The sequence below is a fragment of the Streptomyces sp. NPDC046985 genome (genome assembly GCF_040644415.1).
GTDB lineage: Bacteria > Actinomycetota > Actinomycetes > Streptomycetales > Streptomycetaceae > Streptomyces.
In genome coordinates, this window is the sequence record NZ_JBEYWK010000004.1 from 37,194 (window position 1) to 61,461 (window position 24,268).

The following is a 24,268-nucleotide window of genomic DNA, read 5'->3' on the forward strand; positions in this document are numbered from 1 at the left end:
ATCACAGGCATGGATCTGCCGGTGATGCCGCCCGTGAAGCCGATGCTCGCCAAGTCGGCCCCGACCATCCCGCCGGGCATGCAGTACGAGGCGAAGTGGGACGGCTTCCGGGCGATCGTGTTCCGCGACGGCGAGGAAGTCGAACTGGGCAGCCGTACCGGCAAGCCGCTCACCCGGTACTTCCCCGAGCTGGTCGAGGCGCTGAAGGAGCGGCTGCCCGAGCGGTGCGTGCTGGACGGGGAGATCGTGATCGCCCGGGAGGGCCGGCTGGACTTCGACGCGCTGACCGAGCGGATCCACCCGGCCGCGTCGCGGGTGCGGACGCTCGCCGAGCGGACCCCGGCGTCGTTCGTGGCCTTCGACCTGCTCGCGCTGGACGACGAATCGCTGCTGGACGTGCCGCAGTCGGATCGCCGGGCGCTGCTGGAGCGTGCGCTGGCGGCGGTGACCGCGCCGGTGCACGTGGCCCCGGCGACGACCGACGCCGACGTGGCGCGGCACTGGTTCGAGCAGTACGAGGGCGCGGGCCTGGACGGCGTGATCGCCAAGCCGCTGGGGCTGCCCTATCTCCAGGACCAGCGGGCCATGGTCAAGGTGAAGCACGAGCGGACGGCGGACGTGGTGGTCGCCGGGTACCGGCTGCACAAGAGCGGCCCGGTCGTCGGCTCGCTGCTGCTCGGCCTGTACGACGACCGGGGCGGGCTCCAGCACGTGGGCGTGTCGGCCGCGTTCCCGATGAAGCGGCGGGCCGAGCTGATCGAGGAGTTGGCCCCGCTGCGGATGGACGACGTCTCCGCGCATCCGTGGGCGGCCTGGGGGGACGAGGCGGCGCACGCGTCGGCCCGGCTGCCGGGCGGGCCGAGCCGCTGGACGGGCGGCAAGGACCTGTCGTGGGTGCCGGTGCGGCCCGAGCGGGTGGCGGAGGTGGCGTACGACCATATGGAGAACGGGGCGCGGTTCCGGCACACGGCGCGCTTCCGCCGCTGGCGCCCCGACCGCACCCCAGAGAGCTGCACCTACGCCCAGTTGGAGGAGCCGGTGCGCTACGACCTGGACGAGATCCTGGGCCAAGCGCCCTGAACGGGGTTCCTCTTCCCGCTGGCTGAGCGTCAGCGGGCGCGCGCCGGGGGGTGAGGGCGCCCGTTCAGCGAGCGGTGGGCGCTGCCGGGTCAGGGGGTCATCAGGATCTTGATCGCGCCGTCCTGCTTGTGCTGGAACATGTCGTAGGCGTGCGGCGCGTCCGCCAGCGGCACCCGGTGGGTGGCGAAGTCGTCGACGCCCAGCGGATCCGCGTCGGTGAGGTAGGGCATGATCGCGCCGGCCCAGCGGCGGACGTTGGCCTGGCCCATCCGGATCTGGAGCTGCTTGTCGAACAGGGTGAGCATCGGCAGCGGGTCGGCCGCGCCGCCGTAGACCCCGGACAGGGAGAGGGTGCCTCCGCGGCGCACCAGGTCGATGGCGGTGTGCAGGGCGGTGAGCCGGTCCACGCTGAAGCGCTCCGCGAGGGGCCCGCTCAGGGCGCGCGGCATCGACGCGGCGGCCTGCTGGACGAAGCGGGCGACGTGGCTGCCGTGCGCCTCGGTGCCGACCGCGTCGATCACGGCGTCCGGGCCGCGTCCATGGGTCACGTCATGGATCGCGGCGACCAGCGCCTTCTCGTCGTCGAAGTCGCGCAGGTCGTACGTCTCCACGCCGCGCAGACGGGCCCGTTCCAGCCGTTCCGGCACCAGGTCGACGCCGATCACCCGTCCGGCGCCGCGGGCCAGGGCGATCCGGCAGGCCATCTCGCCGATCGGGCCGAGGCCCAGCACGGCGACGGCGCCCCCCTGGGGCACGTCCGCGTAGGCGACGGCCTGCCAGGCGGTGGGGAGCACGTCGGAGAGGTAGACGAAGCGGTCGTCGGCCGGTCCCTCGGGGACCTTGATCGGGCCGTACTGCGCCTGGGGGACGCGCAGGTACTCGGCCTGGGCGCCGGGCACCGCCCCGTAGAGGCGGGTGTAGCCGAACAGCGCGGCGCCCATGTGCTCGCCGGTGACCTGGGTGGTCTCACACTGTGTCTGCAGGCCCTCGGAGCACATGAAGCAGCGGCCGCAGGAGATCTGGAACGGCACCACGACCCGGTCGCCCGGCCTGAGGTTGCGCACCTCGGGGCCGACCTCCTCGACGATGCCCATCGGTTCGTGGCCGAGGATGTCGCCCGGCGTCATGAACGGGGTGAGCACCTCGTACAGATGCAGGTCGGAGCCGCACAGGCCGGTCGAGGTGATGCGGATGACGGCGTCCGTCGGTTCCTGGATCGTCGGATCCGGTACCTCCTCCACCCGGACGTCGCGTTTCCCCTGCCAGGTGACTGCCTTCATCAGCCGCGCTCCTTCCCTCGCGCACGGTCGCGCCGCGTCGTGATGGCGCTCAGCCGGGTACCCGGGGCCGAACGGGTGAATCACGCGCGCCGGCCGCGAGCGAGCGGTCGTGTCCGCGGCGGCAGGGGTTCAGCGCAGCTCTCCGTCGGGGTCCAGTAGCTGTTGCGCCCGTGCCACCAGGCCGTCGGCGCCGCAGGAGCGGGCCAGGTCCAGGCCGCGCGCCAGTTCGACGGCCGAGCGGGAGACGATGCCGTACTCGACGCGGGCCGCCGCGTGTTCGTACTGGCAGGGCGACGCCTCCAGGTAGGTCACGGCCTGGGCGGCCAGTCGGACGGCGCGCTGGCCGGTCTCCAGAGCGGCGGCGCAGCGCAGGGCCTCCCCTATGGCGGTGTCGGTGCCGAACCGCTCGGCCTGGAGCCGGACGTCGGCGGCGAGACGCGCGGCCCGCGCCGGGTCCTCGGCGGCCAGGGCGCGCGCCAGGTCGGTCGCCCACGGCACCGTGACCGGGTTGTGGTGGCCGCGCGCGGCGGCCGCCTTCTCGGCGGCCTCCAACTCGTTGACGCCGTCCTTGACGCGGCCGGCGGCGAGCAGCAGCCGCCCGCGTACGCTGCGCGGGTCCGGGATCACGATGGTGGACGGGTAGGGCGGGGCGAAGCCGTAGCGCTCGGCGACCTCCCATGCCTGCGCGACGTGGCCGCGGGCGAGCAGCGTGTCGACGAGGTTGCAGGTCGCCGTCCAGTACAGGGGCAGTCCGCGGCCGACCCGCTCGGCCAGCCGCAGCGACTCGCGCAGTGACGCCTCCGCCTCCCGCAGCCGGCCGCGCCTGCGGTGGCCGAGACCGACGTAGGCGTGCGCGAGAGCGAGGTGGCCGCCGCTCCAGCCCGCGGTCTCGTAGGCGCGCAGCGCCTCGGTGTAGAGGGTCTCGGCCCGGTCGAGACGGTCGCAGTAGGCGTAGGCGCTGGCCAGCATCAGCAGCAGTTCGATGCCCCATTCGGGGTCGGTCCAGCCGAGTCCCGGAGCGAGGCGGCCGTTGACGAGGGCGCGGTCGCACAGTTCGACGACCTCTTCGGCGCTCTCGCCGCGGGTCATGGCGTCGAAGCCGCGCAGGATCAGCAGGGCCCGCTCGGCGTTGTCGCGTCCGGTGCAGCGGGCGGCGAGTCCGGCGAGCCGTTCGGAGCGGTCCGGCGAGATCGTCTCGCCCGCGTGCAGTCCCTCCCACATGTACTGCACGGCCTGCAACCGCAGCCGGATCGGCCCGGGTTCGTGCCGGGCCGCCTCGGCGCCGACCGTGCGGACCGCCTCTTCGAGCTGGTTGTTGTGCAACAGGGCCTGGGACAGCCGCCAGACGGCGTCCACCCGCTTCGCGCCGTCCAGACCGTCCATGCCCAGGGCGGTCTTGAGGTGCTCGATGGTGGTGGCGGGGGCGGTCAGGAGGGTGGCGCAGCCGAGTTCGTAGAGGACGCTCGCCCTGACCTCCGGGATGGGCGGCTCCAGCAGGGCGCGTTCGAGGCAGCGGCGGGCCGCTTCCGGGGCGCCGACGGCGAGGTGTTCGCGGGCGGCTTGGCGCAGTTGCTCGACGAGGTCCTCGTCTTCGTCCGGGTGGACCTTGAGCAGATGCCGGGAGGCGGCCGCGGGGCCGAAGCCGGAGTCGGCGACGACCTGTGCGGCGATGCCGTGCATGGCGGTGCGCAGGGCCTCCGGGATGGACTCGTAGACGGCGGTGGCGATCAGCGGGTGGACGAACTCCAGCTCCGCCTCGCCGCCGCGCGCCGTCGCCGGGTCGGGCTCGGTGAGGATGCGTGCGCCGCGCAGCATTTCGGCGCAGCGCGCGGCCTCCTCGACCCGCATGGTGGCGAGCCGGGCCACGAGCCGGACGGAGATCCCGGCGCCCAGGATGGCGGCGGCCCACGCGAACCGGGTGGCGTCGACGCCGAGTTCCTCCAGGCGGGCGACGAGGCCGCCGCCGCGGGCCGCGCGGTTCAGGTCGCGCAGCTCCCCGGCGCGGGCCTCGACCGGTTCGAGTCCGCTCTCGCGGACGCGGGCGAGCAGTTCGACGGTCTCGTAGGGGTTGCCGCCGGTGACCGCCCAGACCTCGCGGCAGAACGGGTCGTCGGCGAGCGGGCCGAGGGAGCCGCGGGTGAGGTCGGCGGTGGCCTGCGGGGACAGGCCGGCGAGGTCGCTGACGCCGGCGGCCGCGGCGACCGCGTCCAGCAGCCGGGCGCCCTCGCCGCTCGCCTCGCCGGGCCTGCGGGTCACCACCACGAGCACCGAGAGGTCCGCGAGGTGCTCGGCGAAGGCGGCGAGCCAGCGCACGCTCTCGTCGTCGGCCCAGTGGACGTCGTCGATGAGCAGGACCAGCGGCCACTCCCGCTCCGCCAGCCTGTGCACGGCGTGCACCAGGCCGTCGCACACGCCCTGCGGGTCGGCCTGGCGGTCGCCGGGCTCCGCGATGCCGAGCGCGGGTCCGGCGATGCCGTACCAGTCGCCGAGGTAGTCGCGGGCCTCGTCCGGCAGCATCGACAGGAGCGCGGGCTGAAGCAACTGCCGTACCACGTGGAACGGGACGGAGCGCAGGATCTCGCCGCCGCGGGCCGCCCACACGGTGCAGCCGCGTTCCTCGGCGATCCGGCGGGTCTCGGTCAGCAGGGCCGTCTTGCCGAGTCCCGCGTCGCCCTGGAGGACCAGCAGTCCTCCGGGGGAGGCGACGTCGGCGCGCAGCGCGTCCACCGCTCGCACGACGGCGGTGATCTCCTCGTCGCGCTCCCGCAGGGAAGCCGAGGCGGCCGCATCCGGCCGTCCCTCCGTCATCCCGCTCCTCCCCAAGTCGCCCGAACGACGCATGGATACGAGCCTAGTCCCCGCGCAGGCGCGACGGGGCCCGGTCCCGGCGGCTCGCACCGTGCCGCACGGCGCGCGCCGAGAAAGGGCGACATGTCAACAGACGTGTCGCCGACGGGTGTTCGGGCACGGGTCCGCTCCTCTCATCCGCCTTTCACGGACTGCTCCTAGGGTGGGGGCATGACGCAGGCGACTCCTCCCGGGTGGTACCCCGATCCGGGGCAGACAAGTGACGGCCCCGCCACCGAGCGCTGGTGGGACGGCGGGGCGTGGACGGACCGGACCCGTCCGGCGGGTTCGGGCGCCGTGTGGGGTCCGCCGGGACCGCCGCCGTCCGCCGGCGCGCCCGCCGACGCGCGGGGAGGCACGGGGGCGCAGGCGCCCGCGGGGACTTTCGGCGGCCCCGCGGGCGAGTCCGTGTACGAATACGGCGCCGCCGCTTCGGAGCAGCCGTGGCGGGCCGGAGGCCCGGATGTGCCGCCGGGCGGCGCGCGGCGCGGACTGCGCACCGGCGTCGCCGTCGCGCTGGCCGCCGCGGTGCTGGCGAGCATCGGCGTGGGGGTGTACGCGCTGACCGCGGGCGACGGCGGGAAAGGCGCACGCGCGGACGCCCGGCAGGGGCAGGCGCGGGGCGGACCCGGCGGCCGGAACGGGACCGGCGGGCAGGGCGGCCCGTTCGGCGGCCGGGGCGGCGGCGGCCAGGGGTCGGGGGGCGCGGGCGGCGACGACAGCCCTCCCGGATCCGGGGGTTCGGACGGTTCCGGCGGCGCCGAGGGCGGCGGGCAGTCGCCGGAGATCCGCAGCGGGTCGGTTCCCGACTCGCTGGACGGGATCAGCCTGCCGATACCGAAGGGCTGGCACGGCCAGCGGGGCGCCATGGGGGCCCAAGTCACCTCGGACGAGGGCTACAAGTGCCCCGGCGCCCCTTCCCAGTCATGCTCCAAGGGCGGCGCGTACTCGGCGCCCGCCTGGGCGCTCGGCACGAAGGGCGAGACCCCCGAGGAGGTCGCGAAGGCCGACATCGCGGCGAACGCCGAGGAGTCCTACGGCGGCGCGTCCTACGGCGGGATCACCTCGCACCGAGTGCGGCTCTCCGGGGCGGTGACCGTGGCCGGCCAGCGGGGCTACCGGGTGCTCTGGACGGTGGCGACGCGCAAGGGCGCCGAGGCGTCGTCGAGTCGCTGGTCTTCCCGTCCCCGGCGGACCCCCGGCGGCTGACCGTGGTCCGCTTCGGAGTGGACGTCGACTACTACCAGTCCGTGATCGACGACATCACCCGGGGCATCGCGGTCGCCTCGGGCGGCGACAGCGGGCAGAACGCCTGATCCGCCTCTACACGGTCCGGCCGGGCGGGGTCCCTCTCCGCTCCAGAGGGGCCCCGTCCAGCCGGGGTGCGCGCCGCGCCCGTCCCCACGGTGCGGCGCGAGCAGGCCCCCGTCCCGTCATCCCGGGGACGGCGGCCTGAGTCGTCGGCGCGGTGCGTTACCGAGCGAGGCCGAGCGCGGGCAGCACCGCGGCCTCCACGAAGCGGACCATGTACGCCGGGTCGGCGTACTCCCCCTCCACCACGGGCCGGATGCGCAGGACGCCGAACATCTGCGCGGGCACGTACTCCAGCGCCGGGTTGCCGGCGGCGACCTCGCCGCGCTCCACCCCGCGGCGCAGGATCTCCCGCAGCGCGGCGATCTCCGGCTCGACGAGCGTCTCGCGCAGCGCCTGCCGCAGTTCCACGTCCTGCGTCATCGCGTGCCCGAGCGCCTGGAGCAGCCGGGTGTCCATGCCCGCCCACTCGCCCGCGGCCCGCGCGGTCCGCCGCAGGTCCTCGGCGAGCGACCCGGTGTCGATGCCGGCGAACCGCGCACGGCTGTTGGCGCGCAGGGCGGCGACCACGAACTGCGGCTTGGTCTTCCACTGCCGGTAGAGCGTGGACTTGCTGCACCGCGCGCTGGCGGCGACGCCGTCCATGGTGACGGACTCGTAGCCGCACTCGCGGATCTGGTCGAGGACGGCGTCGAAGAACTCCCGCTCACGCTCTGGCGTGATCTTGGAGCGGCGCGCGGCGGCGACCGTCTCCGGTCCGTCCGTGTCCTGCGACGTCATCGCTGTCATCGCTCTTCTCCTCGCTCGTGCGTCCGGCGCCCAGCGTCCGCCGATGCTCCGTCCGCCTCCAGTGTGGCGCGGAGGGCGGCGCTCCAGCGCCCCTCGAGCGGCATTCTAGCGGTACTGGACCGTATCGGTACCCAATCGTATCGGTACATTGGCGTATCGGTACGCTACCGTATCGATGACTGCCGACGCCGTGGGGCGAGCCGCCCGCTCAGTTCAGGGCCGGCAGGCGCACGCACACCGAGAGGGAGGGGGCCGGGCATGACATCCCGCACCGAGGCCGCCGCCGGTACGGACCGGTCGGTCCGGCCGCCGCTCCTGCGCGAGCTGCTGCTCGTCGCGGGACTGTTCCTCGTCTACAAGGCGGGGCGGCAGCTCGCCGCGCACCACACCGGCGAGGCCTTCCGCAACGCCCACCGCGTGTGGGACCTGGAGCGGGCGGCCCATCTCCCGGGCGAGGGGGCGGTGCAGTCCCCGCTGCTGCACCACGACCTCCTGGCGCACACCGCCGACGCCTACTACGCGACCGTGCACTTCCCGGCCACCGTCGGCCTGCTGGTCTGGCTCTACCTGCGCCGTCCGGCGCACTACGTGTGGACCCGCCGCGTGCTGGCCGCGCTGACCGCGGCGGCCCTGCTGCTGCACCTGGTCTTCCCGCTCGCCCCGCCCCGGATGCTCGGCGAGGCCCATCTCATCGACACCGGGCGCGTGTTCGGGCCGTCGGTCTACGGACCGCCCCGGACCGACCACCTCTCGAACCAGTTCGCGGCGATGCCCTCGCTGCACTTCGGCTGGGCCCTCATGGCGGCCGTCGCCCTGATCGCCGCCACCCGGTCGCGTCTGCGCTGGCTGTGGCTGCTGCACCCGCTGCTCACCCTGACGGTGATCATCGGCACCGCCAACCACTACTGGCTGGACGCGGCAGCGGCGACGGCACTGCTCGGGCTGGCCCTCGCGGTGACGCCGCGGCCGCACCGGCCCGCGGCGGTCGCAGCCGTCCGGCCGCGGGAGACGCCCCGACCGGCCGAGCGGCCCGCGCTGGCGCACGTCTCCGCGGCGGGAGCGGGCCGATGAGCGCCGCCGCCCTCGCCGTGGTCCTGTCGCTGTTCTCGGCCGTCGCCTACGCCGCCGCGGCGGTCGCCCAGGAACGACTGGCCTCCCGCGAGGCGGGCGGTGCGCGGCGGCTGCTGCGCAACGGCGCGTGGTGGGGAGCGGTCGGGCTGAACGGGTCGGCGGCCCTGCTGCACACGGTGGCCCTGCGCTTCGGACCGCTCGCCCTCGTCCAGCCGCTCGGCGCGCTCACGCTGGTGGCCGCCGTGCCGATGGGCGCGCGGATGGCGGGCCGACGGGTCAGGGCGGCCGAGTGGCGGGGCACGGCGTGCACGCTGCTGGGCCTGGGCGTGCTGCTCGCGGCGGCGTCGGGGCCCGCGCCCCGGCAGGTGCTGAGCCCCGCGCAGGCGCTGGCCGTGGCGGGGATCACTGCCGCCCTCATCGGGGCGCTGTCCCGGCCGGGGGCGCGTCCGGGGCTGCGGCACGCGACCGCCTCGGGGGTCGCCTCCGGCGTGGCCTCCGCGCTCACCCAGACCGTCACGGTGGCCGCGACGGACCACTCCGGACCGCTGCTCAGCGCCCGGGTGATCGTCGTGACGCTGCTGGTCGCCGCCCTGGCGACGGGCGGGCTGCTGCTGTCGCAGACCGCCTACCGGGGCGGCCTGGGCGCCCCGCTCGCGGTGGTGACGCTGGCAAACCCGATGGCGGCGGCGGTGATCGGGCTGACCCTGCTCGGGCAGGGACTCCAGGGCGGCGCCCTGGGCGCGGTCCTGGCGCTGACGGGCGCGGCGCTCGCCGCCGGCGGCGTCGTGGAGCTGACGCGGGCGGCGCCCCGCCCGGCGGGGGCGGACGCGGGACGCTCGACGCCTGCCGCTTCGGCGCACGCTGCGAACCCCGTGACCGCGCACGGCGCCCTGAACGCTGCGGATCCCATCGACGCGCACGCCGTCCTGCACGCCGAGGGCCCCACGGCCGCATACGGCGCCCTGCACGCTGAGGGCCCCGTGGCCGCGCACGCCGCCCTGGACGCCGAGGGTCTCGCGAACGCGCACGCCGCCCCGCACGCCGAGGGTCCCGTGGAGGCGCACGCCGCCGTGCTCGCCGTGAGCCGCACGGATGCCGGAGGCGCCAGGCTTATGGGGACCCCCGAGGCGCCGGAGGAATCCGGCGGGGAGACGCACCCCGTGGCCGCCGTGCTGGCGCTGGGAGCGGGGTCGGCGGCCCCGGAGCCCGCGCTTGTCCCCCAGCGCTCGGGGCCGGGGCGGCTCACCCCGCTGTGACGCCCCGGCCCGACGCGGGGCCGCCCGGGGAGCGCCCCCGCGAGCGGTCCGCGCGGGCCGCCGCCCGGCCGTCAGGCGGTCGCGACGACCGGGTCCCTCAAGCCGAGGCATGGGTGCGCCGGTCGCGCGGGGCGGACGAGCCCCCGCGCGACCGGCGCGGCCGGTGGGGTCACGGCGCCAGATATGCCTCCACCTCACTGAACTGTCCCGCCGGCCAACCCGTGTTGGCGCTGACGGAGAGCCGCAGCCAGCGCAGGTTCGCGCCGGACGGGAGCGGCACGGTGACGGTGTTGCCGGTCGCCGGGTCGAAGCGGTAGCCCGTCGCGCCGACCACCGTCGAGTAGTTCGCGCCGTCGGTGCTGCCGAGCACCGTGACCGTCTGGGTGCGCGCGCCCCAGGCCGAGGAGGGCGGCAGCTTCAGCACCAGCCTGCGCACGGCCTGGCTGGCGCCGAGGTCGACCGTCCAGGACTGCGGGAAGGCGTTGTTGGTGGACTCCCAGTAGCTGTTCGGGTCGCCGTCGGCCGCCTTGCCGGGGGTGTAGACGTCCTGCGAGCCGGTGGCGGTGGCCGGTTGCCCCTTGGCGAGGTTGCGGGTCGGATCGGGGGCCGGGTTGCCCTTGCCGGGCTGGGGCCAGGTCGAGCAGTCGGACCAGGTGCTGTTCCAGCCGGAGTTGCCGCCGCCGTCGGTCAGCGTGAAGCTTCCCGAGCCGGACGGGTAGGGGCAGTTGTAGATCCCGGCGGAGCCCACGCCGGTGGCGGTGACGTTGCGGAACGTGGCCGCGCCCTGGGCTTCGGCCTGGACGACGACGGTGCCGGTGTTCTTCACGGTGGCGCCGGTGACGTTGACGCCCTGGACCGGGTAGCCCTTGCCGCCGCCGGAGACGAACTCGAAGGCGCTGTACGGGCTGTCGGTGATCGTGGTGTTGGTGATGTTGACGGTGGCGTTGATCGCGCTGTCGTAGGAGTCGACGCGCAGGGCGCCCATCGGGTGGTTCCAGTTGGGGTTCATCGCGCCCGCGCGCACCAGCGTGTTGCCGTCGACCGTGATGGTGCCGGCCAGCGGGAAGAAGGGGTCGAGGAACTTCTGGTTGGAGATCGCGATGCCGCTGCCGAGGGCGTTGGTGTCGGAGACCAGGTTGTTCGTCACCGCGATGTCCGTGCCGCCGTAGATCGCGATGCCGTTGGCGAGGTTGGGCTGCGAGATGGTGTTGCCGTCGAAGCTGCTGTTGCTGTCCGCCGCGTTGAGCGACCACATGGCCAGGGAGTCGTCGCCCTGGTTGCGCAGGAAGTTGTTGCGGACGCGGACGCCCCTGGCGTTGCCGTTGAGGTTGATGCCGTCGGCGGTGGTGTCGAGGATGCGGTTGTTCTCCACGACGAGGTTGTCGTTGTTCCCCGTCAGCCACAGGCCGACCTTGAGGTGCTGGATCCACATCCCGGAGACCGAGGAGTTCGGTCCGAGGGAGCCGTTGACGAAGTTGTCGGGGTTGGAGTCGACGCGCTCGGTGACCTCGCCGATCACCGCGAAGTCCTTGAGGTGGACGCCGCCGGAGGAGCTGGACTGGTCGATGAAGCGGGAGGTGTGCAGGACCGAGTACCAGCCGCCCGCGCCCTGGAGGGTGACGTTCTGCACGCCGCTGAGGGACGAGGTGAGCCGGTAGTCGCCCGGCGGGATCCACACCGTCCCGCCCTGGGCCGCGGCGATGGCGTCGCGGAACGCCTGGGTGGAGTCGCCCTGGCCGCTGGGGTCGGCGCCCCTGGAGGTGACGGACACCGATCCGGCGGGCTGCGCGGCGGCGGCCGCGACCTGCTCGAAGTCGGCCACGTCCACGGTGACCTGCACGTTGGCCGCCTCCACGGCGACCTTGTCGCCCGCCTGGACGGTGCGGCCGAGCAGCAGCCGGGCGTTGTCGTAGAAGTGGTGGGTCTTGGCGCCGGCGATCCAGCCGGTGTCGACGTAGGAGTACTTGGAGGTGACGGCGATGGTCTGGGCGAGCTTGGCGCCGTTGACGTAGACGTTGAGGGCGCCGGACTGGCCGTCGGGGACGCTGTAGGAGACGTTCAGCGCGTTGGCGGCACGCGGCGCGGTGAACTCCACGCGCTGGCCGGGGGCGAGCTGGACGGCCTGGCGGCCGGACGCCTCGGAGGCGAGGGTTCCCTGCGTGTAGTCGGGGCCGATCTTCGTGCCGGTCGTGGCGCCGGACTCGGCCTCGACGGAGGTGAAGGGCAGGCTGGCGCCCGCGGCGGCGTGCGCCGCGGGCGCGCTGAGCGTGACGAGCATGCCGGCCGCGAGGGCGACGGTCGCGCCGATGGCCGGGAGGCGCCGGACGGGTCTGGCGTTGCTGGTGCCGTGCATGTGCTGATCCCTTCGAGTGGGGGTGCGGGGATAGCCGGTGCGGGGAGAGCGGGTGCGGTCGGCGGGCTGACGGGGCGGGCTCAGCCGCGCAGCCAGACCGCCGTGTCCTGCGGGAGGCGGCCGTCGTCGTCCAGGGGGCCGCTGGCCAGCAGGAGCCGGGTGTGGTGGGGCAGTTCGGCGGGCTGCGCGCGGAGGTTGACCACGCAGCACACGCCGTCGGCGCGGGTGAACGCGAGGACGCCGTCGGGGGCGGGCAGCCAGTTCAGCGGCGCGTCGCCGAACACCGGCCGCATGCGGACGGCGCGGCGGTAGAGGGAGAGCATGGAGTCCGGGTCCCGCTCTTGGCGGTCGACGGCGTGGCTCGCCCAGTCGGCGGGCTGCGGCAGCCACGGCGCCGCGGTCCCGAAGCCCGCGTGCGGGGCGGTGGACGACCAGGGCAGCGGGACCCGGCAGCCGTCGCGGCCCGGGTCGGCGCCGCCGGAGCGGAAGTGCATCGGGTCCTCGATGCGGTCGACGGGGATGTCGGCCTCGGGGAGCCCGAGTTCCTCCCCCTGGTAGAGGTAGACGGCGCCGGGCAGGGCGAGGGAGAGCAGGGCGGCGGCGCGCGCGCGGCGGGCGCCGAGGGCGAGGTCGGTGGGGGTGCCGAATGCCTTGGCGGCGAAGTCGAAGCCGGTGTCGGCGCGCCCGTAGCGGGTGACCGTGCGGGTCACGTCGTGGTTGCTCAGCACCCAGGTGGCGGGGGCGCCCACCGGGGCGTGCTCGGCGAGGGTGTCGTCGATCGACTGGCGCAGCCGTTGGGCGTCCCAGGGGCAGGACAGGAAGGCGAAGTTGAAGGCGGTGTGCAGTTCGTCGGGGCGCAGGTAGCGGGCGAAGCGCTCGCTGTCCGGGAGCCACACCTCGCCGACGAAGACGCCGCCGTACTCGTCGGCGAGGCGGCGCCAGGAGCGGTAGACGTCGTGGAGTTCGTCGAGGTCGACGTAAGGGTGCGGGTCGCGGTCCGGGGTGAAGTCGGGCAGCAGCGGGTCCTTGACGAGGAGGGCGGCGGAGTCGATGCGGATGCCGGCGACGCCGCGCTCGAACCAGAACCGCAGGACGTCCTCGTGCTCCTGGCGGACCGCCGGGTGGGCCCAGTTGAGGTCGGGCTGCTCGGGGGCGAACAGGTGCAGGTACCAGTCGCCGTCGGGCAGCCGGGTCCAGGCGGGGCCGCCGAACTCCGACGTCCAGTCGTTGGGCGGCAGTTCGCCGTGCGCGCCGCGTCCGGCCCGGAGGTGGAACAGCTCCCGTTCGGCTCCGCCGGCGAGGGCGGCGCGGAACCACGGGTGCTGGTCGGAGACGTGGTTGGGCACGATGTCGACGATGGTGCGGATGCCCAGCTCGCGGGCCTCGGCGATCAGTTTCTCCGCCTCGGCGAGGGTGCCGAAGGCGGGGTCGATCGCGCGGTAGTCGGCGACGTCGTAGCCGCCGTCCTTCATCGGGGAGAGGTACCAGGGGCTGAACCACAGGGCGTCGACGCCGAGTTCGGCCAGGTAGGGCAGCCGGGAGCGGACTCCGGCGAGGTCGCCGGTGCCGTCGCCGTCGGCGTCGGCGAAGCTGCGGACGTACACCTGGTAGATGACGGCGGAGCGCCACCAGTCGGCGCCGTCGCGGCCGTTTCGGGCAGGGGTGGGCTGTCCCACGGTGCGTGCCTTTCTGTCTCGGTGCCGAAGGGCCGGGGTCAGCCCTTGGTGCTGCCCGCGCTGATCCCGGCGATGATGTGCCGCTGGAAGACGAGGAAGAGCGCGACCATGGGAATGCTGGCGATCACCATGGCGGCGACGAGCACGGTCAGTTGGATGTTCTGCGACAGTTGGACCAGGGCGACGCTGATCGGCTGCTTGTCGGTGTCGGAGAAGACCATCAGCGGCCACAGGAAGTCCTGCCACACGGCGACCAGCGCGAAGATCGACACCACGCCGAGCACGGGCCGCGACATCGGCAGCACGATCGACCACAGGACGCGCAGCTTCCCGGCGCCGTCGATCTCGGCGGCCTCCAGCACGTCCCTCGGCATCTGGTCGAAGAACCGCTTGAGCAGGTAGAGGTTGAAGGCGTTGGCGACGGCCGGCAGCCAGATCGCGAGAGGGTCGTTGAGCAGGCTGGTGTGCAGCAGCGGCAGGTCGGCGACGGTCAGGTACTTCGGGACGACCAGGGCCTGCGCGGGGACCATCAGGGTGGCGAGGATGCCGCCGAGGATCACCTTGCCGAAGACGGGCCTCAGTTTGGACAGGGCGTAGGCGGCGGCGGTGCAGAACACGAGCTGGCAGGCCCAGGCGCCGGCCGCCTGGACGACGGTGTTCCACAGGTGCTCGGGGAGCTGCATCAGGTCCCAGGCGTCGGTGTAGGCGGACAGCCGCCAGTGGGCCGGGACGAGGGTGGGCGGAGTCTGGGCCACCTCGTCCGGGGACTTCATGGCGCCGGTGGCCATCCAGTAGACGGGGAAGAGGAAGGCGAGGGTGAACAGCAGCAGCACGCCGGTGAAGACGGTCCAGTAGGCGGCCTTGCCGCGCGGGCGGCCCAGCGCCGCCGGGGAGAGCAGGGTGCGGGCGTCGCTCATGCGTCCTCCTCGCCGGCGCCGGACCGGGTCAGCCGCAGGTATCCGGCGGAGAAGAGCCCGAGCAGCACGAGCAGCATGACGCTGAGCGCGCAGGCGCCGCCGAAGTCGTTGTAGAGGAAGGCGTACTTGTAGATCAGGTACAGCACGGTGACGGTGGCGTCCTCCGGGCCGCCGCCGGTGATGACGAACGGCTCGGTGAAGACCTGCATGGTGGCGATCACCTGGAGCAGCATCAGCATGAGGATCGCGAACCGGGTCTGCGGCACGGTGACGTGCCGGACCCGTTGCAGCAGGTTCGCTCCGTCGAGTTCGGCGGCCTCGTACAGCTCGCCGGGGATGGACTGGAGAGCGGCCAGGTAGATCAGGACGGTGCCGCCCATGTTGGCCCAGGTGGCGACGAGGACCAGGGAGACGAGGGCGGTGTCGGCGCCGTTGGTCCAGTCGGAGGTGGGCAGGTGCAGGGCGCGCAGGGTCTCGTTGGCGAGGCCCGCGCCGGGGTCGTAGAACCACTTCCACAGCAGGGCGCTGACCACGGGCGGGATCATCACCGGCAGGTAGACCACGACCCGGAAGAAGGCTTTGGCGTGCCGGAGTTCGTTGAGCACCAGGGCCAGGACGAAGGGGACGGCGAAGCCGATGAGCAGGGCGAGCAGGGTGAAGACGAGGGTGTTGCGCCAGGCGTCGGCGAACTCGGGGTCGTGCAGGACGTGGGTGAAGTTGGCGGCGCCGACCCACTGGGGCGGGTTGCCGGGCGTGTACTTCTGGAAGGCGATCACGACGGCGCGGATCGCCGGGTACCAGGAGAACAGCGCGAAGCAGATCAGGCCGCCGAGGAGGAAGGCGTAGGCGCGGGCCTGTTCGGCCAGGCGGCGCCGTCTGCGGTCCGCTGCCGGGGGCGGGGCCGGCGCCGGATGGACGGCGACCGCCTGGGCGGGCCGCCGTTCGGCCGTCTCGGTCATCGGTCAGCTCCGGGCGAGGATGCCGTCGATCTTGCCGTCGGCGTCCTTGAGGAGCTGGTCGATGTCCGCGTCCTTCTTGGTGAGGACGGCGGAGACCACGCCGTCGAGGACGGAGTAGATCTGCTGGGCGTTCGGCGGCTCGATCCTCATCTGGAGCTTCTGGTTGCCGTCCAGGAACGACTGGTAGTTCTGCACCGGGACGTTGGCGTTGGCCTTCTTGGCCTGCTGGTCCGCGGCGTCGGCGGCGCCGGTGAACAGGCGGGGCTCGGGCAGGCCGACCGGGGCGTTGTTCTGCTTGGCGCGGGCGTAGTCGCCGAGGAAGCCCTTGCCGGGGGTGAGGAACATGTGGTCGAGCCACTTGAGGCCGGCCCGGATCTGGGCGGGCGAGTCCTTCTTGCTGAACATGTAGCCGTCGCCGCCGACGAGCGTGCCCTTGCCGCCCGGCATCGGGGCGAGCGCCAGGTCGTTGTAGTCGCCGCCCTTCTCCTTGACCAGGATCGGGATGTTGTCGGGGGCGGAGAGGTACATGCCGAGCTTGCCCGAACCCATCATCTGCTGCACGTCGTTGATGACGAGGAGCTGCTTGCTGCCCATGGAGTCGTCGCTCCAGCGCATGTCGTGCAGGTTCTGGAGGACGGCGCGGCCCTCGGAGGTGTCGACGGCGGCCTTCTTGCCGTCGGGGCCGACGACGTCGCCGCCTTGGGAGTACAGCTCGGCGGTGAAGTGCCAACCGCCCTGGTTCTGGGCGCTGTAGTCGGCGTAGCCGACCGTGCCGCCGCCGAGCGCCGCGATCCGCTTCGCGTCGGCGCGCACCTCGTCCCAGGTGGCGGGCGGCTTCTCCGGGTCGAGGCCGGCCTTCTGGAACAGCTTCTTGTTGTAGATCAGGCCCATCGAGTAGCCGGTGCGCGGCACTCCGTAGACCTTGCCGTCCACGGTGTAGATGTCGCGCAACTGCTTCTGGAGGGTGCCGTAGCTCTTCAACTCCTTGACGTACGGGGTGAGGTCGGCCGCCTGGCCGGTGCCGACGACGTGGTGGACGTCGGTGAAGTAGGTGTAGAAGACGTTCTCCATCTGGCCGCCGGCGAGCTTGGCGTCGAACGTCTTGGGGTCCTCGCAGGGGAAGGCGTCGTGCGTGACGACGTCGACGCCCGGGTTCTGCTTCTCGAAGGCGGCCACGTCCTGGTCGAAGAACCGCCGGTCGACCTTGGCGCTCTTGGGCGGCTCGCAGTTGACCGTGATGCGGGTCTTGCCGTTCGCCGAGTCGTCGTCGTTCGACCCGCACGACGTCACGGCGAGGGCAAGGGAGCAGACGCCGATCGCGGCGACGGTGTGGCGGAACCCGGTGCTTCTCATCGGTGGACCCCTCTGGACAACAGCGGTGGGCGCCGCATACTCAAGCACCGGGAACGGCTGGCCGCAATATCTCGCGCAGAATCTGCAATTATTTGACAGACCAAGGGATCTGTTGGACTTCAGTCGCGCGGGGCTTGCGCGGTGGAACCGCGGACCACCAGCTCCGGCTCGAACAGCAGTTCGTCGGCCGGCACCGCGCTGCCGGCGATCTGCGCGCTGAGCAGTTCCACGGCCGCCTTGCCCATGGACTCGATGGGCTGGCGCACGGTGGTCAGCGGCGGCTCGGTGCAGTTCATCAGCGCCGAGTCGTCGTAGCCGACGACCGAGATCCGGGACGGGACGTCCAGACCGCGCCGGCGCGCGGCCCGGACGACGCCCAGCGCGAGCGGGTCGCTGGCGCAGATGAAGCCGGTGACCCCCCGGTCGATGAGCTTGCTCGCCGCCGCCTGACCGCCCTCGATGGAGAAGATGGCGCGTGCCGCGAACTCCTCGGGCAGGCCGCCGGCGACCGCGCGCGCCGCCGCGAGCTTGCGGGCGGAGGGCACGTGGTCGGACGGCCCGAGGACGAGGCCGATCCGCTCGTGCCCGAGGGAGGCCAGATGCCGCCACGCCTGCTCCATCGCGACCGCGTCGTCGCAGGAGACGCTCGGGAACCCCAGGTGCGCGATGCCCGCGTTGACCAGCACGACCGGGATGTTGCGGTCGGCCAGTCGCCGGTAGTGTTCGTGCGGCGCGTCCGCCTGAGCGTAGAGGCCGCCCGCGAAGACGACCCCGGAGACCTGCTGCTGGAGCAGCAGCTCCACGTAGTCCGCCTCGGACACCCCGCCCTTGGTCTGGGTGCACAGCACGGAGGTGAGGCCGAGCTGGGCCAGGGCCCCGCCGATCACCTCGGCGAAGGCGGGGAAGATGGGGTTCTGCAGCTCGGGCAGGACCAGGCCGACCAGCCGGGCGCGCTCTCCGCGGAGCTGCGTGGGCCGCTCGTAGCCGAGGACGTCCAGCGCGGACAGCACGGCCTGGCGAGTGGCTTCGGAGACTCCGGGCTTGCCGTTGAGCACCCGGCTGACCGTGGCCTCGCTGACCCCGACCTTCTTCGCCACTTCCGCAAGTCGTCGCGTCATACGCGCAAGAATAGCGCAATTGATGCAAGCTGTTTGCGTAAAGGTGAGCCGGTCGCGGCGGTCGCCCCGCCGGCGCCGGCACAGCCGGGCGGGCGGGCGGTCGGGCGGTCGGGCGGTCGGGCGGTCGGGCGGTCGGGCGGTCGGGCGGTCGGGCGGTCGGGCGGTCGGGCGGTCGGCTACACCCTGCTCGACGTCGCCGTGTCCGCGGACAGCCGCTGAGCCGCGTAGATCGGCACGACCGACAGCAGGACGAGGACGGCCGCCACCACGTTGACGACCGGGGCCTGTTGCGGCCGGGTCATGTTGCCGAAGATCCACACGGGCAGCGTCTCGACGCCGGGCCCGGCGGTGAAGGTGGTCACCACGATCTCGTCGAAGGACAGGGCGAAGGCGAGCAGACCGCCCGCGACCAGGGCCGGGCGCACCAGCGGGAAGGTGATGTCGGCGAAGGCGCGGAAGGTGTGCGCACCGAGGTCGGCCGCCGCATCCTCCAAGGCGCCCGAGGTGCGCCGCAGCCGGGCGGCGACGTTGTTGAAGACGACCACGATGCAGAAGGTGGCGTGCCCGACGATCACGGTGAACAGGCCGAGCCCGACGCCGAGGGGAGCCAGCACCGCGGAGAACGCGGAGTTGAGGGCGATGCCGGTGACGATGCCGGGCAGCGCGATCGGCAGCACGACCACGAAGGAGACCGCGTCGCGGCCGAAGAAGCGGCGCCGGGCCACCGCGAACGCGATGAGCGTGCCGAGCACCAGGGCGACGGCGGTGGCGCCCAGGCCCGCCTTCACCGACACCCACAGCGCCGCACGGGCGCCGGAGTTGTGCCAGGCCACGGTCCACCAGTGGGCGGTCAGACCGGGCGGCGGCCAGCTCGCGCTGCGGTCCGGGTTGAGGGAATTGACGACGACCAGCACCAGCGGGACGTAGATCACCGCGAAGCCGGTCGCGGCGGCGACGCGCAGCCAGAGACGCGCGGAACGGGTGAGATGCACGGCCGGGCTCCTCTAGAGGTTGCTCAGGGCGCCGGTGCGGCGCATCGCCAGCAGGTACAGCACGATCACCGCGACCGGCACGGTGCCCAGCGCGGCGGCCATGGGCTGGTTGAGTGCGATGTCGGCGTAGACGAGGTTCCCGATCAACTGGGTCTTCCCGCCGACGATCTGCACGGTGATGTAGTCGCCCAGGCTGAGCGAGAAGGTGAAGACCGACCCGGCGGCCACGGACGGCAGCACCAGCGGCAGCACCACGGAGCGGAAGGTGCGCCCGGGGCGCGCGCCGAGGTCGGCGGAGGCGTCGAGGAGGCCCTCGGGCAGCCGTTCCAGGGCGGTGTGGATCGGCAGGATCATGTACGGCAGCCACAGGTAGGTCAGGGTGAGCACGGCGGCCGGGAGTCCGAACCCGGGGCCGCTCAGCCCGAAGGGCCGCAACATCCAGTCGGCGAGGCCGCCCTGGGACAAGATCAGCCGCCAGGCGTACACCTTGACCAGGTAACTCGCCCACAGCGGGGTGAGGACGGCGACGACGAGCAGCGGACGGCGCCGGGGGCGGGCGACCCGGGCGGTGTAGAAGGCGAGCGGGAAGGCGATCACAGCGCACAGGACGGTGACCGCGAGGGCCACGGCGACGCTGCGCAGGGCCACTTGCCGGTACACGGGCACGGTGAGCAGTTCGCGGAAGTTGTCGGTGGACCAGACCCGCACCACCTGGGAGGTGAAGGAGTCCGTCGTCCAGAACGCGGACACGAACAGCGCGGCCAGGGAGCCGAGGTAGAGCACGGTCAGCCACAGCAGCGGCGCGGTGAGGAGCAGGGCGAGCCGGAGGCGGGGGCGGCGGTGCAGCGCTCCGGCGAGCCGCCGGGCGGCGCCGCCGCCGGTCGACCGCCCGGGACGCCGCACGAGGGCGGTCATCGCCTCAGCCCTTGATCTCGGTCCACGCCCGCACCCAGGCGGCGTAGGGCACGCACTTGACGTCGGTGCGGCCGTCCAGGCACTGCTGGATGGGCGTGTTCCAGAAGGCGATCCGCTTCCAGTAGGCGGTGTCCGCGGCGTGGTAGGCGGCGCAGAAGCCCTTGTCGGCGGTCTGCTCGCAAGCCTCGGCGTTGGCGGGCGCCTCGCCGAAGTACTCGGCGACCTGGGCGTTGACCTTCGGCGAGACGATCCAGTTCAGCCACTTGTAGGCGCAGGCGGGGTGCTTGGCCTTGGCCGAGACCATCCAGGTGTCGGACCAGCCGGTCGAGCCCTCCTTCGGCACGAACGCCTTGACGTCGGCGCCCTCGGAAGCGGCGAGGCTGGCGATCACCTGCCAGGTGGTGCCGATCACGGAGTCGCCGCTCTTGAAGGCGGAGACCTCCTTGAGGTAGTCGCTCCAGTACTCGCCGACGTCCGCGTTCTGCTTCTTCAGCAGGGCCACGGCGGCGTCGAACTGCCTCTGGTCCAGCGCGTAGGGATCCTTGATCTTCAACTCCGGCCGGGCGGACCTGAGATACAGGGCCGCGTCGGCGATGTAGATGGGCGAGTCGTAGGCCGTGACGTGGCCCTTGTACCGTGCCGCGCCGTCGAAGACGGCTGACCAGGAGGTGGGCGCGGGCTTCACCGTCTTCGCGTTGTACATCAGCAGGTTGGCGCCGCGGCCGTGCGGGATGCCGTAGGGCGTGCCCTTGACGGAGTTCCAGGGCTGCTTCTTCAGGTCGGGGAAGACGTCCTTGTAGTTCGGTACGAGGCCGGTGTTGACGGGGGCGGCGTCGCCGGAGGCGATCAGCCGCAGGGACGCGTCCCCGGAGGCGGACACGGCGTCGTACTCGCCGGTCTTCATGAGTGTGACCATCTCGTCGGAGCTGGCGGCGACTTTGGAGCGCACCTGGCATCCGGTCTGCTTCTCGAAGGCGCTGACCCAGTCGGCCTTCGGGTCGTTGGAGCCGTCCTCGACGTAGCCGGCCCAGGCGATCAGGTCGACCTCGCCCTCGGGCCGCCCGAGCCGGGAAGGCGCCGTCAGATGGGGCGGGTTGAGGCCGCCGGCCCGGGAGTCGCCGCCGTCGCCGGAGGATCCGCAGGCGGTGGCGGCCAGGAGCAGTGCGGCGGCGGCTGCCGCCTTGAGGGCTACGGGAAGGCGCACGGCGTGACTCCTGAGAGGCGGGGGCGGTTCAGCGGGCGTCGGGGACCTGGACGGCGTGGCGGCGGTGCCAGGTCAGGCGGACCCTGGCGCCGCGGTAGGCGGCGACGTCCTCGGCGGTGGCGTCGAGGTTCTGCTGGAGGGCGGTGAGCCGGCCGCCGGCGTCGAGGTCGACCAGGAAGCGCGTGGCGCCGCCGAGGTAGACGACCTCGGCGACGGTGCCCGTGGCGGAGGCGCAGCCGGTCTCGTCCGGGAGCGCGGACTCCTTCAGCACGCGGATCTTCTCCGGGCGGACGCTGTGGGCCCCGCCGACGCCGAGGACGCGCCGGGCGGTCTCGTCCCGCAGCAGGTTGGAGGCGCCGACGAAGGAGGCGACGAAGCCGGTGGCGGGGCGTTCGTAGATCTCGGCGGGAGCGCCCACCTGTTCGACGCGGCCCCGGTCGAAGACGGCGATCCGGTCGCTCATCGTCAGGGCCTCCTCCTGGTCGTGGGTGACGAAGACGAAGGTGATGCCCACCTCGCGCTGGATCGCCTTGAGTTCGAGCTGCATCTGCTCGCGCAGCCGCAGGTCGAGGGCGCCGAGCGGTTCGTCGAGCAGCAACAGGCGGGGGCGGCCGACGAGGGCGCGGGCGAGGGCGACTCGCTGGCGCTGGCCGCCGGAGAGCTGGTCGGGGCGGCGCCCGCCGTAGCCGTCGAGGCGGACGCCGGCGAGCGCCTCACGGGCACGGGCCAGCCGCTCGGCCCGGGGGACCTTGCGGATCTTCAGCGAGTAGGCGACGTTCTGCTCGACGGTCATGTGCGGGAAGAGGGCGTAGTCCTGGAAGACGGTGTGCACGTCGCGTTCGAAGGGCGGGCGGTCGGTGACGTCCCGCCCGGCGAGTTCGACGCGGCCCGCGTCAGGGGTCTCGAATCCGGCGATCAGGCGTAAGACGGTGGTCTTGCCCGACCCGGACGGGCCGAGCATCGAGAAGAACTCCCCGTCCCGGACCTCCAGATCGACCCCGTCGACCGCGGCGGTCTCTGCGAACGTCTTGCGCAGACCGCGCAGCCGGACCGCGATTCCCTCCATGCAGGCGCCTTCCCGACGATCAGAAACGTCGGACGGCAACATAGGGAGCCGCAGCCGGAAGCTCAAGACCGCCTGCGGGGGCGCGGGGACGGACGCGCAGGCCGGTCCGGCGGATTTGGCCGGATCCGGGCGGACGCCGCAGGGGGCGGTCGCCGCCGCAGGGCGCCGAGCGGGCGGTCGCACCTGGGCGGACGCTGAGGGCGTGGTCGTCGCAGGGCGGGTGCCTACGGAGTCACCGCCGCCGGGCGCACGCCGAGCGGACGCACGCCGACCGAGGGAACGCTGAGCGGGGGAACGCCGATTCAGCGCTCGCGCAGGCGCGGGCGGCGGGCGAGCGCGGCGCCGTCGGCGACCTGAACGCCGACGGTGCCGGCTCAGGTCTCGGTGACCGGCACCACGCTGAGGTGCCCCGCCGGACGGCGGGTGCCCCGCGGCCTGCGCGGGACCGGTGCGGGACGGCGTGCCTCGCGCAGCACCAGGGTGAGCCGGGTGTAGCCCAGCTCCTGGAGGACGGCCGGGGTCTCCTCGATGAGCCGGCAGTCGGTCGCGCCCCAGCGCGGGTCGGGGTGCACCAACGGCCGGACGGCGCCGTCGGACTGTACGGCCGACTCCCCGACCGCGCGGATCCAGTGCGGCAGCCCCTGCCGGTAAGCGGCGTCCATCAGGGGGTCTTGGGCGATGTCCCGGCGGATGGCCTGCAACTCGCGGTCGGGGCCGAAGCGCTCCACGGCGGCCGCGAACTGCGCCAGCATCGGCAGGCACCACCGGGCCTCGTGGTCCCCGAGGACCGTGCCCGCCTCGGGGTGGAACAGCACGAAGCGCAGGAAGTTCTCGTCCGGCATGGCCGTCGGGTGCGGGCCCACGTCCTGGAAGAGCGACGCGAAGGCGCTGTTGGCGAGGACGACGTCCCAGCGGTGGTCCAGGACGAGTGAGGGAAAGGAGACGGCCTCCAGAAGCGCGGCGTAGTCCTGTAGGTAGGCCTGCGCCTCGGTGCTGACGGGAACGGGCCGCGGCGCCGGCCGCTGCCCTCCTGCCTGAAATGCCATCGGGAGGTCACCCCTCTTGCCTATGCGGCCTTCACGCGGCTCGTTGATCCTCCTGCCCGGACGCGAGTCGTGTCAACTATCGTGGCATTTCGTGCCGGTCGACGGCTCAAATTGGCCACAGTTGTGGCGAGACCTGGATGCGGGTTCTCAGCACGGGCTACTCTCCGGGAAGTTCACGGCACCCGCCTTGTGAGAAGCGTGTGAGAGACGTAGGAGATCTGTCGGTGACGGACGGCATCGGGGATCCGGGCAGCACGGCGTCGGCTGTGCTGTCGGCGGCCGTCGCGCGGGTCACCACGCTCGCCGACCGCCTCGGCGTGCCCCACGCAGAGGTCTTCGACGCCGGCCGCCTCTCCGTCGCCTGCGGCGTGCCGGAATCCGTGGTCAGGGCGCTGCTCAGCGGCCGCCCCGCCGGAGAGCCGGACGTGCAGGCGCGGTTCCTCCAGCGGCTGGACCTGCTGCGCCGCACCCGGCTCAAACCGAACGGGCGCCGTCGCACCCAGCAGGAGATCGCAGACGGCGCGGGCATGTCCCGGCAGCAGGCGGGCGCCCTCATCAACGGCGACCGGCGCCCCACCATGGAGCACTGCGACGCCCTCCAGCGGTTCTTCCGAGTGCACGCCGGATTCCTGACCGCCGAGGACCCCGAGGCGGTCGCGAGCGCCCTGCAACGCACCGAGCAGGACCTGCTGCAACGGCTCGCCGACCGGGGGAGCGGGAGGCCGCCGCCGAGGCCGCCGACCCGCTGGACCGGCTGCTTCTGGACCACGGTGTGCGGGGCATCGCCTGGCGCGCGGCGCAACTGCCCACCGACCAGCACCGGGACAAGGTCGCCGAGTGGCTGGACATGCTCCTGGAAAGCGTCAAGCGCCCGGAGGCGTGAGGGCGCGCGGCCGGGTGGACCGCGGACTTCGCCAGGGTGCTGGGGCGCCGGATCGACAGGGCGCCGCGAAACGTTTCGCCCTCCCCTGAGCGGGCGAACCGGAGCGCGGAACGGGGGGATTGTCAGTGGGGGGCGGCAAGCTGGGGGTGCGT

The 24,268-nt window shown here is 73.1% G+C and carries 16 protein-coding genes and 3 pseudogenes; 5 read left to right on the forward strand and 14 right to left on the reverse strand.

The genetic code is table 11. From position 1 onward, the window contains the following. Nucleotides 1-9: 9 nt before the first annotated feature. Nucleotides 10-1,080: an ATP-dependent DNA ligase gene (locus tag ABZ861_RS06335; protein WP_361624594.1), complete on the forward strand. Its 1,071-nt coding sequence runs from the start codon at nt 10-12 to the stop codon at nt 1,078-1,080. An 89-nt stretch (nt 1,081-1,169) separates the two neighbouring features. On the opposite strand, the gene ABZ861_RS06340 is transcribed toward ABZ861_RS06335, so the two are convergent. After that, nucleotides 1,170-2,360 (reverse strand): zinc-dependent alcohol dehydrogenase, encoded by a 1,191-nt coding sequence (locus ABZ861_RS06340; protein WP_361624597.1) that lies wholly within the window; start codon nt 2,358-2,360, stop codon nt 1,170-1,172. 129 nt (nt 2,361-2,489) lie between these two features. Further along, the gene (locus ABZ861_RS06345) at nt 2,490-5,168 is read right to left on the reverse strand and encodes an AAA family ATPase (RefSeq protein ID WP_361624600.1); all 2,679 of its coding nucleotides are present in this window, start codon (nt 5,166-5,168) and stop codon (nt 2,490-2,492) included. 210 nt (nt 5,169-5,378) lie between these two features. Here ABZ861_RS06345 and ABZ861_RS06350 point away from each other — a divergent pair. Continuing rightward, nucleotides 5,379-6,523 (forward strand): annotated as a pseudogene (locus tag ABZ861_RS06350) (DUF2510 domain-containing protein). 157 nt (nt 6,524-6,680) lie between these two features. Here the strand turns inward: ABZ861_RS06350 and ABZ861_RS06355 are convergent. Next, entirely contained in the window at nt 6,681-7,298 is a 618-nt protein-coding gene (locus tag ABZ861_RS06355; protein WP_361625320.1) for a TetR/AcrR family transcriptional regulator C-terminal ligand-binding domain-containing protein, read from the reverse strand. Nucleotides 7,299-7,565: 267 nt separating this feature from the next. Between ABZ861_RS06355 and ABZ861_RS06360 the strand changes: the two genes are divergently transcribed. Together ABZ861_RS06360 and ABZ861_RS06365 are read left to right on the forward strand one after the other, a co-directional pair. After that, nucleotides 7,566-8,378 (forward strand): phosphatase PAP2 family protein, encoded by an 813-nt coding sequence (locus ABZ861_RS06360; protein WP_361624603.1) that lies wholly within the window; start codon nt 7,566-7,568, stop codon nt 8,376-8,378. Beyond that, nucleotides 8,375-9,196: pseudogene (locus ABZ861_RS06365) on the forward strand (hypothetical protein); the annotation flags it as partial. The gene ABZ861_RS06360 and the pseudogene ABZ861_RS06365, both read left to right, overlap by 4 nt. Nucleotides 9,197-9,803: 607 nt before the next feature. On the opposite strand, the gene ABZ861_RS06370 reads toward ABZ861_RS06365, so the two are convergent. From ABZ861_RS06370 to ABZ861_RS06420, 11 genes are all read right to left on the reverse strand, one after another. Next, nucleotides 9,804-11,987, reverse strand: a complete 2,184-nt coding sequence (locus tag ABZ861_RS06370) for a discoidin domain-containing protein (protein WP_361624606.1) — start codon at nt 11,985-11,987, stop codon at nt 9,804-9,806. Between the two features lie 80 nt (nt 11,988-12,067). Continuing rightward, nucleotides 12,068-13,663, reverse strand: a complete 1,596-nt coding sequence (locus ABZ861_RS06375; protein WP_361624609.1) for an alpha-amylase family glycosyl hydrolase — start codon at nt 13,661-13,663, stop codon at nt 12,068-12,070. 38 nt (nt 13,664-13,701) lie between these two features. Next, nucleotides 13,702-14,580: a carbohydrate ABC transporter permease gene (locus ABZ861_RS06380; protein WP_361624612.1), complete on the reverse strand. Its 879-nt coding sequence runs from the start codon at nt 14,578-14,580 to the stop codon at nt 13,702-13,704. Further along, nucleotides 14,577-15,539 (reverse strand): sugar ABC transporter permease, encoded by a 963-nt coding sequence (locus ABZ861_RS06385; RefSeq protein WP_361624615.1) that lies wholly within the window; start codon nt 15,537-15,539, stop codon nt 14,577-14,579. The genes ABZ861_RS06380 and ABZ861_RS06385 overlap by 4 nt, the downstream gene beginning before the upstream one ends. A gap of 3 nt (nt 15,540-15,542) precedes the next feature. Then, a complete protein-coding gene (locus tag ABZ861_RS06390; protein WP_361624618.1) occupies nt 15,543-16,892 on the reverse strand; it encodes a sugar ABC transporter substrate-binding protein in 1,350 nt (449 codons plus the stop codon). 119 nt (nt 16,893-17,011) lie between these two features. Next, nucleotides 17,012-18,010 carry a LacI family DNA-binding transcriptional regulator gene (locus ABZ861_RS06395; protein WP_361624621.1) on the reverse strand — a complete coding sequence of 333 codons (999 nt, stop codon included), beginning with the start codon at nt 18,008-18,010 and terminating at the stop codon, nt 17,012-17,014. A gap of 176 nt (nt 18,011-18,186) precedes the next feature. Beyond that, a complete protein-coding gene (locus ABZ861_RS06400) occupies nt 18,187-19,002 on the reverse strand; it encodes an ABC transporter permease (protein ID WP_361624624.1) in 816 nt (271 codons plus the stop codon). Between the two features lie 12 nt (nt 19,003-19,014). Then, nucleotides 19,015-19,917, reverse strand: a complete 903-nt coding sequence (locus ABZ861_RS06405; RefSeq protein ID WP_361624627.1) for an ABC transporter permease — start codon at nt 19,915-19,917, stop codon at nt 19,015-19,017. Nucleotides 19,918-19,921: 4 nt separating this feature from the next. Beyond that, a complete protein-coding gene (locus ABZ861_RS06410) occupies nt 19,922-21,121 on the reverse strand; it encodes an ABC transporter substrate-binding protein (RefSeq protein WP_361624630.1) in 1,200 nt (399 codons plus the stop codon). A 28-nt stretch (nt 21,122-21,149) separates the two neighbouring features. Further along, nucleotides 21,150-22,187 carry an ABC transporter ATP-binding protein gene (locus ABZ861_RS06415; protein WP_361624633.1) on the reverse strand — a complete coding sequence of 346 codons (1,038 nt, stop codon included), beginning with the start codon at nt 22,185-22,187 and terminating at the stop codon, nt 21,150-21,152. 374 nt (nt 22,188-22,561) lie between these two features. Beyond that, a complete protein-coding gene (locus ABZ861_RS06420; protein WP_361624636.1) occupies nt 22,562-23,233 on the reverse strand; it encodes a hypothetical protein in 672 nt (223 codons plus the stop codon). A gap of 224 nt (nt 23,234-23,457) precedes the next feature. Here ABZ861_RS06420 and ABZ861_RS06425 point away from each other — a divergent pair. Then, nucleotides 23,458-24,116, forward strand: a pseudogene (locus tag ABZ861_RS06425) (helix-turn-helix transcriptional regulator). Nucleotides 24,117-24,268 lie beyond the last annotated feature (152 nt).